We start from the raw sequence: 12,684 nt of genomic DNA, 5'->3' as shown, positions 1-12,684 counted from the left end.
ATCACTTGCGACAAGTCCGCATCCGTGACAAAAGGCGTCAAACCAATGGCCGGGCCAGATGACGACAGCTTTTTATCCTGGGTCCTTCGACCCGATCACCAACGGACATGTGGATGTTCTGGTCCAGGCGCTGAACGTCGCCGAAAAAGTCATCGTCGCGATCGGCATCCATCCCGGCAAGGCGCCGCTCTTTTCTTTCGAAGAGCGAGCCGAGCTGATCCGCCTGTCGCTGGCCGAAGCCTTGCCCGGCAAGACCGGCGACATCACCGTCGTCGCCTTCGACAATCTGGTCGTCCATGCCGCCCGCGCCCATGGCGCCACACTTCTGATCCGCGGCCTTCGCGATGGCACGGATCTCGACTACGAAATGCAGATGGCCGGCATGAATAGAACGATGGCGCCAGATATCCAGACCATCTTTTTGCCGGCCGGCACGGCGTCGCGGCCCATTACCGCCACATTGGTCCGCCAGATCGCCGCCATGGGCGGCGATGTCAGCGCTTTCGTCCCGGCCGCGGTCTTGCAAGCCCTCACATCCAAGCGCCCAAACTAGCAAGCGCAAAGCCTAGGCGGATAACGCCGCAACGGAGCTCACATGAAACTCTTTTATCTCGCATTTGCCGGCGTGCTATATCTTGCCTCCTTCGCGGGGGATGCCTTGGCCCAGTCGGCCGATCATTATCTCACCATTCAGCTGAAGAACGGCCCGGTGGTGATCCAGCTGATGCCGGATGTGGCGCCGAAGCATGTCGACCAGATCGAGGCGCTCGCCAAGAAGGGCGAATATGACAACGTCGCCTTCCACCGCGTCATCGACGGCTTCATGGCCCAGACCGGCGACGTCAAATACGGCAACATGGAAAAGGGCTTCGATGCCAGCCTTGCCGGCACCGGCTCCTCCGACATGCCCGACATCCCGGCTGAATTCTCTAAGACCCCGTTCGTGCGCGGCACTGTCGGCATGGCTCGTTCGCAGGATCCGAATTCCGCCAATTCGCAGTTCTTCATCATGTTTGCCGACGGTTCTTTCCTGAACGGCCAGTATACCGTCGTCGGCAAGGTCGTTTCCGGCATGGAAAATGTCGACAAGATCAAGCGTGGCGAAGGCCAGAACGGCGAAGTCAAAAATCCCGACCGGATGATCAAGGTCACCCTGGGCAAGAAGTGAGTTACAAGAGAAACAAGAGGAGAAGACAATGGCCGAGATCAAGGATCCCGAAAACACCATCATTCTGGAAACCACCAAGGGCAAGGTTGTCATTCAGCTGCTGCCGCAGGTCGCTCCGGAGCACGTTGCCCGCATCAAGGAACTCGCCCGCGAGAAGGCCTATGACGGCGTCGTTTTCCACCGCGTCATTCAGGATTTCATGGCCCAGACTGGCGACGTCGAATATGGCAAGAAGGGTTCTGAAACCTTCAATCCCGGCCGGGCCGGCATGGGCGGCTCCTCCAAGCCGGACCTGAAGGCTGAATTCTCCGCGACCTCGCATGTTCGCGGCACCTGCTCGATGGCCCGTTCGCAGAACCCGAACTCGGCCAACTCGCAGTTCTTCATCTGCTTCACCGACGCGCCGTGGCTGAACAAGCAGTATTCCGTCTGGGGCCAAGTGATCGAAGGCATGGACAATGTCGACAAGATCAAGCGCGGCGAACCGGTCTCCGATCCGGACTCGATCGTCTCGATGCGGGTTGCCGCCGACGTCTGATTGTGATGTTTGCTGAAACCCGCCCTTGCGCGAGAGCGCGGGGCGGGTTTCGCTTTGCCTGAAAGTACACTTATGCGCGTTGACCTTTTCGATTTCGATCTGCCCGAGGAGCGCATCGCCCTGCGGCCCGCCGAGCCGCGTGACAGCGCACGGCTGCTCGTCGTGAATGCAAATGCGGCAAGCGCACTATCGGATCATCGTGTTTCCGATCTGCCGTCATTTCTGCGCGCCGGGGACGCGCTTGTCTTCAACGACACGAAGGTCATTCCCGCCCAGCTCGAGGGCATCCGTCATCGCGACGGCGCTGGCGGGCAGCAGGTCTCAGCGACGCTGCACATGCGCGTCGGTCCCAGCCGCTGGAAGGCCTTCGCCAAGCCGGGCAAGCGCATCAGGGAGGGCGATCGCATCGCCTTTGGCCACAGTGGCGAAAGCTGCATGATCGGCTCGCTCGATGCGACGGTGGAGGAAAAGGGCGAAGCCGGCGAAGTGACCCTCGCCTTCGATCTTTCCGGTCCGGCGCTCGACGAGGCGATTGGCGCCGTCGGCCATATTCCGCTGCCGCCCTACATCGCCGCCAAACGCCCCGAGGACGAGCGCGACCGCATCGACTACCAGACGATCTATGCCCGCGAGGAGGGCGCCGTTGCAGCCCCCACCGCCGGCCTGCACTTCACGCCTGGCCTGTTTGAGACCCTCGACAAGGCCGGTATCGAACGCCATTTCGTCACTCTGCATGTCGGCGCCGGAACTTTCCTGCCTGTGAAGGCTGACGATACCGCCGATCACAAGATGCATCTCGAAAGCGGTTACGTCAGCGCAGAAACTGCTGCCCGGCTGAACGCGGTAAAGCAAAGAGGCGGGCGTATCGTCTGTGTCGGCACCACCTCGCTGCGGCTGATCGAGAGCGCCGCCGAGGAAAGTGGAGAGATCAAGCCCTGGGCCGGCGCCACCGGGATCTTCATCACGCCCGGCTACCGTTTCAAGGCGGTCGACATGCTGATGACCAATTTCCACCTGCCGCGCTCGACCCTGTTCATGCTGGTCTCGGCCTTCGCCGGCTTCGAAACCATGCATGCGGCCTATGAACACGCTATTTCCATGGGCTACCGCTTCTACTCCTACGGCGACGCGAGCCTTCTTTTCCGGAAAGACTAGATGACAGAGAACTTCCAATTCACGCTCGAGAAGACCGATGCCGGCGCCCGTCTCGGTGAGATTTCCATGCCGCGCGGCGAAATCCGCACACCGGCCTTCATGCCGGTCGGGACGGTCGGAACCGTCAAGGCCATGTATCTCGACCAGGTGCGCGAGACCGGCGCTGACATCATTCTCGGCAATACCTATCACCTGATGCTGCGCCCGACAGCGGAGCGCGTCGCCCGCCTCGGCGGCCTGCACAAGCTGATCCGCTGGGAACATCCTATCCTGACGGATTCGGGCGGCTTCCAGGTCATGTCGCTGTCCGGCCTGCGCAAGCTCGACGAGCAGGGTGTCACCTTCAAGTCGCATGTCGACGGCAGCCTGCACCACATGTCGCCGGAGCGCTCGATCGAAATCCAGGGCCTGCTCGGCTCCGACATCCAGATGCAGCTCGACGAATGCGTGGCGCTGCCGGCCAAGCCGAAGGAGATCGAGCGCGCCATGGAAATGTCGCTGCGCTGGGCCGAGCGCTGCAAGGTGGCCTTCGGCGAGCAGCCCGGCAAGGCCATGTTCGGCATCGTCCAGGGCGGCGACGTCCCGGCGCTGCGCGTCCGTTCGGCCGAGGAGCTGACCAAGCTCGACCTCAAGGGATACGCTGTCGGCGGTCTTGCCGTCGGCGAGCCGCAGGATGTCATGCTGCGGATGCTGGAAACGACGTTGCCCGTGCTTCCGGGTGAGAAGCCCCGTTACCTCATGGGCGTCGGCACGCCTGACGATATCCTCAAATCTGTCGCCCGTGGCATCGACATGTTCGACTGCGTCATGCCGACCCGCTCCGGCCGCCATGGCCTGGCCTTCACCCGCCGCGGCAAGGTCAATATCCGCAACGCCCGTCATGCCGAGGACATGCGTCCGCTCGACGAACAGTCGAACTGCCCGGCCTCGCGCGATTATTCCCGCGCCTATCTGCACCATCTCGTCCGCGCCAATGAGGCGCTCGGCGGCATGCTGCTCTCCTGGCACAATCTCGCCTATTACCAGGAACTGATGCAGGGCATCCGCAAGGCGATCGCCGAAGGCCGCTTCGCCGACTTCATGGCGGAGACCATGGAGGAATGGGCAAGGGGCGATCTCGACCCGGTTTGAGGCTAGCTCGCCCCCGCGGGAAGCTCAGATGCTGGTCTTGGCGCAGTCATTGTCTTGAGCTTTTTGCGCACTGGCTCGTCGAAGTGAATGGCGACGATGCCCGCCATGATGATAATCGCTATCACGACGACCATCCCAGCTGCCGGAGAGGCCGGGAGGTCAAAGCCCTTTTGCCGCAGTAAATGCAGCAACTCGAAGATGGGGGCGTGCAGTATATAAATCGGATAGGAAACGATCCCCAGCCAACGGAATGCCAGCCCGATTAGGCCGGTCTGCCTCGTGCGCATTGCGACCCAGACAATGGCCGGGAAAATCACGAAGCATACGAAAAGATCAAAATAGGGAAAACCGTAGAATGTGCTCGCGGGTATATTCGTGATCACAATCAGCAAACCACAGAGGAAAATGCCGATGGTATTGCCTCTATTGACCGCATTCGGCCTCCGAAGTTCGTGCAACCTGCGAAGGCAGATCCCGAGCGAGAACGAGAACAAAATTCTCGAGAAGCCAAATCCGAAATAGCCCGCCTGATGGCCAATGTCGAAATTGCCCCCAAGGGCACCGTACAAGGTGATAGCCGCTGTTGCGAGGGCGATGGCGAGCAAGATTCTGGACGATAGTCGCACCAGAAGAACGGAAAACAGCACTCCGGCCCAGAGTTCGAAGAAGAGCGACCAACTGGGCCCGTTCAGAGGAAAGGCGCCGCCCGTGCCTGCGTTTGGAATGAACAGAACCGCCTTCAGAAGAAGTCCGGCCAAGGTGAGGCAATCGAAGCCGAATTGAATTCCATAGCTGACAAGGCCAACAGGCAGAGAAAGCAGATATACAGGATAAAGCCGAATGATACGCTGCAGCAGAAATCCTGCAGGCGAAATCTGTCCCGTTGCCAGTTGCCATTCGTACGAATTCGCAAGCACGACGCCGCTCAAAAGAAAGAAAAGGTCAACGGCAAGGTAGCTGATGTTGACAGGTATCGGACCAAGCGTGCCGCCAGTGTGTAGGAACATGACCACGATGGCCGCGATTCCTCGCAACGCTTCAAGTGCCGTGAAAAACTGCTTGCCTGTATTCAACCCGCCAATCCCCCGCTGACGGATTTTTACTCCAGCACGATTTCAAAATGGTTAGTGCAACGAATCCAAGTGCCGGGCAGTGTTTCATCCAGCCAAGAACAGCGCTTCAAATGCCTTTGCTGTCGGCATCCGGCATCATCTGCACGCCGTTGATCCGGTAGCTGCCGTCCGGCTGTCGGGTCATCTGATAGATCGCCGTCCAATCCCTGCCGTCGCGGCCCGATATCAGCACCTCGTGGTAGATCAGAGCGCCGTTATCGATCGAGCGGCTGCGGCCAAAGGCGTAATTGCCGGGATGATAGACCGGCTCGTAGCTCTTCTTCACCATGGCGAAGAACAGGTTCTTGTCGGGATACATCGCCTTAATGGCGGGAGCGGCGAAGGAATAGGCGGTCTCGGCATCCTCGTTGAGGAAGGCTTTGATCTGCTCCTCGATCATCGTCCGTGTCGTGTCGATCGGGTCTTCGGCGCGGGTTGAGACGGTGGAGACGAGGGACGCGGCACACAGGATGAGAACTGCGAAGAAGGCGCGCATGGATGATCTCCGGCTCTGTCGGAGAAAGATCCCCGACAGTGCGGAAGTGTAGGCGATTTCCGGCGCAATTCCAGCAAAACTGCGCAGCCGTGTTACGACCAGCGCCGGAACAGGGCGCTGGCATTGACGCCGCCGAAACCGAAGCCGTTGGTGATGGCATAGCCCATCGCCAGCGGCCGCGCCGTCTTGCCGACGATATCGATGCCGTCGGCGGCCGGATCGACTTCATTGAGGTTGCGGGTCGGCGGCGCGAGTTGATCGCGCAGCGCAAGAATGGTGAAGATTGCTTCCAACCCGCCGGCCGCGCCGAGCAGATGGCCGGTCGCCGACTTCGTCGCGCTGACGGCAATGGCGCCGTTGCGGCCGAAGACCGTGCCGATCGCAGCGATTTCGCCTTTGTCTCCGACCGGTGTCGACGTCGCGTGCGCATTGAGGTGCCGGACCTCCGAGGCCGGAATCTTCGCCTGCCTGAGTGCTGCCTCCATCGCCCGGCGCGCGCCATTGCCATCTTCTGGGCCTGCGGTCATGTGGTAGGCATCCGCCGCCGTGCCGTAGCCGACGAGTTCTGCAAGCGGTGTGGCCCCGCGGGCCAGCGCATGGTTCAGCGTTTCGATCACCAGGATGCCGGCGCCTTCGCCCATGACGAAACCGTCGCGCGCTGTGTCGAAGGGCCGCGAGGCCAGTTCCGGCGTCTCGTTGAAGCCGGTGGAAAGCGCACGCGCGGCGGCAAAGCCGCCGAGGCTTACCTTGTCGATGCAGGCCTCGGCACCGCCGCAGATCGCCACATCGGCTTCGCCGGAGCGGATCAACCGCGCCGCATCACCAATAGCCTGGACGCTGGCGGCACAGGCTGTCACCGGCGCGCCGAGCGGACCCTTGAACCCATAGCGGATGCTGACCTGGCCGGCGGCGAGGTTGACGAGGAAGGAGGGCACGGTGAAGGGCGATAGCCGCCGCACGCCTCGCGTCTCGCCGATCCGCACTGCTTCGGCGATCGCAGGAAAGCCGCCGACGCCCGAAGCGATGATCGTTGCGGTGCGTTCACGGCTGCCTTCATCGGTCGGCATCCAGCCTGCCTGCTTCACCGCCTCCTCCGTCGCCGCCATGGCGAACTGGATGAAGCGATCCATTTTTTTCTGGTCCTTCGGCGTGATGGAGCGGTCGGGGTCGAAACCAGCCTCGACATCCTCGATGAGGCCGGGGACGACACCGCCAACCTTGGCCGAAAGCTCGCCGACGACATCGGCCGGCAGCACCCTCAGACCGGAGGCGCCGTCGACGAGACGTTTCCAGGCAGGCTCGACGCCGGTGCCGAGGGGCGAGACAAGTCCCATGCCGGTGACAACGATGCGATCCATGGTATTTTCCTCTCTATGCGTCGATGCCGAGATACCAGGCGCGCATGCGGGCGATCCGCGCACGCACCTCGTCGTCGGCGGCTGGTCCAGCGAGCAGGCTGGTGTTTTGGGGCGTTACTTCTTCGCCGGTTCGTGCGTCCACAAGGACCGTCTCGCGCGCTTTGCCGGAGGCGGCGTCGCTGAGTAGAAAGGCGAGATCCTCTTCCGGAATGTGCCGACTTCCCCAGGAAAACAGCGCCATCAGCACCGGAAAGAAATCGCGCCCCTTTTCTGTCAGCAGATATTCGTAGCGGGCAGGGCGCTGCTGGTAGAGCCGTCGTTCGAACAGCCCTTCATCCGTCAGGTGTTTCAGCCGTCGCGTCAGGATGTTCGGGGCCACGCCGAGGCTTTTTTGGAAGTCGTCGAAGCGCGACAGCCCCTGGAAGGCGTCGCGCAGGATCAGGATGCTCCACCAGTCGCCGACGCTGTCCAGCGCGCGCGCCGCCGGGCATTTGAATTGGCTGAAACTTGTCCGCTGCATGGCAGATGTCAGTACAGGAGTGACTATCATCATGCAAGTAACATATGCGTAGGAAAGCTCTAGATGCCGTCACCTCCGAAGAAGCGGGCGAGCAGGATGCCGGTGACGAGCATGCCAGCCGCGGCGAAGATCGTATCGCCCGGAGTGCCGATATAGAGCGGCCCGATATTGGCAAAGAGCAGGAAGGCGATGAGGAAGTTCGCCCAGCCCCATATGACATTCACCGTCGGCGAACTTGGATTGGCGAACGGGGTGCGGAAGCGCCGGCCGCTGGCGCCGTTGACGAAATGCGGGATGCCGTTGACCAGAAAGGCCGCGGCGATGAAATGGGCGATGTAGGCGATCCAGGGCAAAGGGTTCTCCTGACCTGCGCGAGTGGCGTCACAGGAGAATGTGGCCGGGATCATCCGGCCGGCAAGAGGAGGTTATGGCCTTCCGCAGGCTGCTTAGACGAAGCCGAGCGGCAGTTTTTCCAGTTTTCTGTCGGCGCCGTAATCGCGTTCATGTGGGGAACGACGGCGGCCGTCACCGCGCGACGAAAGGTCGATGCGGTTTTCGGCGAAGATCCCGTCGGAATAGGTGCCGGTATCATGGCAATCGGCGTCGATCTTGGGAGCAAGGATTTTCAGGATCATCGAGGTTCCTCCACGGCGCAGCAACAACATGCGGAAAGGCCGCCTGGTTCCAATATAAACTCCGAATTATTAATAAATTAACCATAAAAGCCAGCCGAGTTTCAGCGGATCTGACCCTCGGCGCAGCATGCACAGCATGGAAATGGCGTCGTTGTGGAACTCCTGCTGCTGATCGCCGTTGGTTTGGCATGAACACAGGAGGCTCCCATGCAGTTGATCGATACGCGCGTGACACAGTCCGGCAACTTCTTCATTGTGGAATTCCTGGGCGAGGGAGGAGAGTCGATTGCCGTCAAAATCAACAATTCCCATGGCGAGCTCGACAGTTCGACGGCGCTCGACCACGCCAAGGTGATGATGGTTCAGCTGACCGCCTTTCCGGGCCGCAACGCGGACGGCAGCATCAACCGGTACGACGCCCTGAGCAACGGCAATTTTGACGAAGGCAGCAAGGGCCTCGTCGGCCAGCCGAGCGCGCGTTCCACCCACGATAGCGAAACGCTGGAAGAGGAGCTTAACGAAGGTCTCGAGGACACCTTTCCGGCAAGCGACCCCGTTTCGGCGACGGTATCGTCCATTCCCGCCAACGCGCCGCGGCATTGATCTCCATCCGATCCCGCAGGTTAGCCGGCTCCCGATGCGGGAGCGGCCTGCGCCTGTGTGACGGATTGACGTCAAAACTGAAAAACAGCTGAAAACCGCAGCTGTCTGATTGACATGGGAGCCCTCTAGAGAGGGGCCGAGAAGGGAGCGTCCAGGAGACGCTTCCGAGGTTCTCGGAGACGCGCGCGCCCCATGAAAATCATTCAGATCACCGACACGCATTTCAGCCCCGGCAAGCCGCATTTCAACGGCAACTGGGCACCACTTTTAAGCTGGATCGAAGAGACCGGCGCCGATCTGATCGTCCATACCGGTGATCTCACCGTCGACGGCGCCGACAAGGACGAGGACATCGTCTTCTCGATGGATCTCATGCGCCAGGTATCGATCCCGATGCTAATCGTTCCCGGCAATCACGATGTCGGCCACCTCAAGGGTTCGGACCAGCCCGTCAATGCCGAGCGGCTGGCCCGCTGGCGCAGCGTCGCCGGCCCCGATCGCTGGCTGGAAGATGGAGCCGGCTGGCGCTTCATCGGCTTGAACGCGCTGCTTCTCGGTCATGAGGACGATGAGGAGCAGGCGCAGTTCGAATGGCTCGAGCGGGCGCTTGCCGACAGGGCCGGGCGGCGCGTGGCCCTGTTCGCGCATAAGCCGCTGTTCGTGGATGCACCCGACGAAGGCGATACCGGCTATTGGAGCGTCCGGCCGGCTCAGCGCCAGCAGCTCTACGAGCTGATCGCCGCCCATGACGTGGCTCTTTTCGCCAGCGGCCACCTCCATTGGGCCTGGCAGGGCGGCTTCGGCAACACCCAGCTGACATGGGGGCCGTCGGCGGCCTTCATCATCGATAAGATGGAGCGGGAAATGCCGGGCGAGCGCCTGATCGGCGCCGTCGTCCACGAGTTCGATACGTCGGTCGCAAGCGCGATCGTCGCCGTGCCCGGCATGACCGCGCATGTGCTCGATGACGTCGTTCACGAGGTCTATCCCCAGGCGGTCAAGCAGCGGGAACCGGTGGAATGAGCGCGCTCTCGCTTCGCGGCATCACCAAGTCCTTCGCCGGTAACCAGATCCTGAATGGCGTCAGCCTCGATGTCGGCGGCGGCGAATTCATCGCGCTGGTGGGTCCCTCCGGCTGCGGCAAGAGCACGCTCCTGCGCGTGCTTGCCGGCCTCGACCACGCCAACGGGGGCGAGATCCTGATCGGCGGGAAAGATATGTCGGGCGTGGCAGCCGCCGACCGCAACATCGCCATGGTCTTTCAGTCCTACGCCCTCTATCCGCATCTGACGGCGTCGCAGAATATCGCCGTGCCGTTGGCGATGCGCCGGCTGTCGAACATGCAACGGCTGCCCTTCATCGGTTCGTTGATGCCGAGCCAGCGCGCCATCCGCGCGGCGATCGCCCGCGACGTCAGGGAAATGGCGACATCACTCAAGATCGAACACCTGCTCGACCGCAAGCCCGGCCAGATGTCCGGCGGTCAGCGCCAGCGCGTGGCGCTCGCCCGCGCCATGGTGCGCCGGCCGAGCATCTTCCTGATGGACGAGCCGCTGTCCAACCTCGACGCCAACCTGCGCGTCCACGCCCGGGGCGAGATCGTCGACCTGCATCGCCGCGCCGGCGTGCCGACGCTCTACGTCACCCATGATCAGGCGGAAGCGCTGTCGATGGCGGATCGCGTCGCCGTGATGATGGGCGGCCGGTTGCTGCAGATCGCAAGCCCCGAGGTCATCTATGACGATCCCGCCCATGTCGAGGTCGCCCGTTTCATCGGCCAGCCGCGCATCAATCAACTGCCGGCGGAAGCCGAAGACGGTGTGGTTGCCTTTGGCGACCTGCGCCTGACGCTGGAAAACTCGCCCGCCGGCAAGATGCCGGTCACGCTCGCCATTCGCCCCGAGTTCGTCTCTCTCGACCGGAACCGCCAGGACGGGCTTGCCGCCCGGATCGAGCGCGTCGAGTTCCTGGGATCGGAGGTCATCCTCCATTGCCGTCTCGATGCGATCGGCGAGACCGTGATCGCCAAGGTTCAGCCGCCGGAGGCTGCAGGCCTCGCCGCCGGCGATCCGGTCGGGCTGCGGCTTGCCACAGGTCGGACGATGGCTTTCGCCAAGGATGGCAGCCGGCTGGCCGCTCGCGCGGAGGCCGGCAATGAGCTCGCCGCAGGCGATATCGCGCGGGAGAGGGCGCATGGCTAACGTCGTTTCCATGGGCGTAGTTGGCAATCCCGCCGTTGCACATCGGAGCAGCGAGGCCCGCATCGCCTGGATGCTGGTGCTGCCGGCGATCGTGCTGCTGTTCCTCTTCGTGCTTTTGCCGGTCGCGGCTGTCATCTTCCTCGGCTTTACCGATTTCGAACTCGGCTACGGCAAGTTCCGCTTCGTCGGCTTCGAGAATTACGCGCATCTGATCACCGACCGCACGTTCCGCAAGTCGCTCTGGAATACGACGGTCTATACGGCGATCGTCGCGCCCGTCTCGATCCTTCTCGGCCTCGGTATCGCCATGCTGATCGAGAGCGAGACGGCGGCGCGCAGCTTCTTCCGCACCGCTTATTTCCTGCCGGTCGCCTCACTGATCGTCGCTATGGCGACCGTCTGGCAATATATGTTTCATCCGACCATCGGACCCATCAACGCGCTTCTGGCATTGGCGGGATTGCCAGGGCCGAACTGGCTGGGCAGTTCCGGCACGGTGCTCTACAGCCTCTCGATCATCGGCGTCTGGCAGTCGGCCGGCTTCAACATGGTGTTGTTCCTGGCCGGGCTGACGGCGATCCCGCGCGAACTTTACGCGGCAGCCGAAGTGGACGGCGCCAAATCCGCCCTCGATCGCTTCCTGCTCGTCACCTGGCCAATGCTCGGGCCGACGACGCTCTTCGTCATCACGATCAGCATCACCAACGCGGTGAAGGTCTTCGAGACGGTCAAGACGCTGACGGAAGGCGGGCCGAACAAGGCGTCGGAGGTGCTGCTCTTTACCATCTACCAGGAAGGTTTCGTCTACCTGCGCGTCGGCTACGCCTCGGCGATGACCGTTGTCTTTCTCCTGATCCTCGTGGTGCTGATGTTCCTGCAGTTCCGCATCCTCGATCGGCGGGTGCATTACACATGACGCGCGCTTTTTCCCTCGGCCGGATCATCCGCCTGACGCTGCTTTCCCTGGGCGCGATCATCTTCCTTTCGCCCTACGTCTTCATGATTTCGGCGGCAGGCAAGGCGCAGAGCGATATTTTTACCTCGTCGCTGTCGTTGATCCCGGCGCACCTCACCTATGCGGAGAATTTTGCCAGGGCCCTGAGCCGGGTGCCGATGGCGCGGCTCCTGTGGAACGGCGTCGTCGTCTGTGGGCTGATCTTCTTCTTCCAGGTGCTGGTGGCGATCCCTTGCGCCTATGCGATGGCGAAACTGCGCTTTGGGGCCGCACGTGCCATGATAGTGCTGGTCATGCTCGGCCTGCTGGTGCCGATCCATGCGACCGCCTTGCCGCTCTATGTCGCCTTCGACCACGCCTCGCTGCTCAACGGCTACGCCGCCCTCGTTGCGCCCTTCACCATTTCGGTCTTCGCGATCTTCATGTTTCTGCAGTTCTTTCGCGCCATGCCGGATGATCTCATCCATGCTGCGCGTCTCGACGGCATGTCCGAGCTCGGCATCGTCGCTCGCGTCATCGTGCCGAATGCCTGGCCTGCAGTCACTGCCTTCGCCATCTTCTCGGTCGTCGCGCACTGGAATGACCTCTACTGGCCGCTGGTCGTCATCAGCAGGCAGGACTACGCCACGCCGCCGCTCGGGCTGATGTATTTTCGCGCCGCCGAAGCCGGCGACGACTACGGCGCGCTAATGGCCGCCACCCTCATGATTACCCTTCCCCTCGTCATCGCCTTCCTGCTTGCGCAGAAGCGTTTCGTCGAGGGCATCACCATGACCGGTCTCAAAGGCTGATCGGTTCAACTCAGGAGAACG

Annotated in this window: 16 protein-coding genes; 10 read left to right on the top strand and 6 right to left on the bottom strand. The window is 62.0% G+C overall.

All coding sequences use genetic code 11. The features are described 5' to 3' along the window. The first annotated feature begins 58 nt into the window (after positions 1 to 58). From coaD to tgt, 5 genes are all read left to right on the top strand, one after another. Entirely contained in the window at positions 59 to 553 is a 495-nt protein-coding gene (gene coaD, locus HJC00_RS16065) for a pantetheine-phosphate adenylyltransferase (protein ID WP_210631365.1), read from the top strand. Positions 554 to 595: 42 nt separating this feature from the next. After that, a complete protein-coding gene (locus tag HJC00_RS16060) occupies positions 596 to 1,168 on the top strand; it encodes a peptidylprolyl isomerase (protein ID WP_210631364.1) in 573 nt (190 codons plus the stop codon). Between the two features lie 28 nt (positions 1,169 to 1,196). After that, entirely contained in the window at positions 1,197 to 1,706 is a 510-nt protein-coding gene (locus HJC00_RS16055) for a peptidylprolyl isomerase (protein WP_010029525.1), read from the top strand. Between the two features lie 72 nt (positions 1,707 to 1,778). Continuing rightward, complete coding sequence (queA, locus tag HJC00_RS16050; RefSeq protein WP_210631363.1) at positions 1,779 to 2,861, top strand: tRNA preQ1(34) S-adenosylmethionine ribosyltransferase-isomerase QueA; 1,083 nt, start codon at positions 1,779 to 1,781, stop codon at positions 2,859 to 2,861. Continuing rightward, on the top strand, positions 2,862 to 3,992 hold the full coding sequence (gene tgt / locus HJC00_RS16045) for a tRNA guanosine(34) transglycosylase Tgt (protein WP_221164349.1): 1,131 nt from the start codon (positions 2,862 to 2,864) through the stop codon (positions 3,990 to 3,992). A 2-nt stretch (positions 3,993 to 3,994) separates the two neighbouring features. Here tgt and HJC00_RS16040 read toward each other — a convergent pair whose 3' ends face one another. From HJC00_RS16040 to HJC00_RS16015, 6 genes are all read right to left on the bottom strand, one after another. Continuing rightward, on the bottom strand, positions 3,995 to 5,065 hold the full coding sequence (locus HJC00_RS16040) for an acyltransferase (protein ID WP_221155074.1): 1,071 nt from the start codon (positions 5,063 to 5,065) through the stop codon (positions 3,995 to 3,997). A gap of 106 nt (positions 5,066 to 5,171) precedes the next feature. Continuing rightward, positions 5,172 to 5,600: a DUF4864 domain-containing protein gene (locus tag HJC00_RS16035; RefSeq protein WP_210631360.1), complete on the bottom strand. Its 429-nt coding sequence runs from the start codon at positions 5,598 to 5,600 to the stop codon at positions 5,172 to 5,174. A gap of 92 nt (positions 5,601 to 5,692) precedes the next feature. After that, on the bottom strand, positions 5,693 to 6,958 hold the full coding sequence (gene fabF, locus HJC00_RS16030) for a beta-ketoacyl-ACP synthase II (RefSeq protein ID WP_221146611.1): 1,266 nt from the start codon (positions 6,956 to 6,958) through the stop codon (positions 5,693 to 5,695). A gap of 13 nt (positions 6,959 to 6,971) precedes the next feature. Next, positions 6,972 to 7,478, bottom strand: coding sequence for a helix-turn-helix domain-containing protein (locus HJC00_RS16025; protein WP_210631358.1), 507 nt, complete (start codon positions 7,476 to 7,478; stop codon positions 6,972 to 6,974). Between the two features lie 59 nt (positions 7,479 to 7,537). Continuing rightward, a complete protein-coding gene (locus tag HJC00_RS16020; protein WP_210631357.1) occupies positions 7,538 to 7,831 on the bottom strand; it encodes a hypothetical protein in 294 nt (97 codons plus the stop codon). Between the two features lie 93 nt (positions 7,832 to 7,924). Then, the gene (locus HJC00_RS16015; RefSeq protein WP_221146612.1) at positions 7,925 to 8,113 is read right to left on the bottom strand and encodes a hypothetical protein; all 189 of its coding nucleotides are present in this window, start codon (positions 8,111 to 8,113) and stop codon (positions 7,925 to 7,927) included. 207 nt (positions 8,114 to 8,320) lie between these two features. Between HJC00_RS16015 and HJC00_RS16010 the strand changes: the two genes are divergently transcribed. The 5 genes from HJC00_RS16010 to HJC00_RS15990 all read left to right on the top strand — a co-directional run bounded on the left by HJC00_RS16010 (position 8,321) and on the right by HJC00_RS15990 (position 12,663). Then, a complete protein-coding gene (locus HJC00_RS16010; RefSeq protein ID WP_210631355.1) occupies positions 8,321 to 8,716 on the top strand; it encodes a hypothetical protein in 396 nt (131 codons plus the stop codon). Positions 8,717 to 8,908: 192 nt separating this feature from the next. Continuing rightward, positions 8,909 to 9,739, top strand: coding sequence for a metallophosphoesterase (locus HJC00_RS16005; protein WP_221146613.1), 831 nt, complete (start codon positions 8,909 to 8,911; stop codon positions 9,737 to 9,739). Then, positions 9,736 to 10,917 (top strand): ABC transporter ATP-binding protein, encoded by a 1,182-nt coding sequence (locus HJC00_RS16000; RefSeq protein ID WP_210631353.1) that lies wholly within the window; start codon positions 9,736 to 9,738, stop codon positions 10,915 to 10,917. Before HJC00_RS16005 ends, HJC00_RS16000 begins: the two co-directional genes overlap by 4 nt. Beyond that, positions 10,910 to 11,833 carry a carbohydrate ABC transporter permease gene (locus HJC00_RS15995; protein WP_210631352.1) on the top strand — a complete coding sequence of 308 codons (924 nt, stop codon included), beginning with the start codon at positions 10,910 to 10,912 and terminating at the stop codon, positions 11,831 to 11,833. Before HJC00_RS16000 ends, HJC00_RS15995 begins: the two co-directional genes overlap by 8 nt. After that, positions 11,830 to 12,663 (top strand): carbohydrate ABC transporter permease, encoded by an 834-nt coding sequence (locus tag HJC00_RS15990; RefSeq protein ID WP_221146614.1) that lies wholly within the window; start codon positions 11,830 to 11,832, stop codon positions 12,661 to 12,663. Before HJC00_RS15995 ends, HJC00_RS15990 begins: the two co-directional genes overlap by 4 nt. Positions 12,664 to 12,684: the final 21 nt, after the last annotated feature.

This window comes from Rhizobium sp. NLR22b (assembly GCF_019685295.1).
Taxonomy (GTDB): Bacteria; Pseudomonadota; Alphaproteobacteria; order Rhizobiales; family Rhizobiaceae; genus Rhizobium.
Note: the sequence above shows the minus strand (reverse complement) of the source record. Positions and strands in the feature narration are given on the sequence as shown.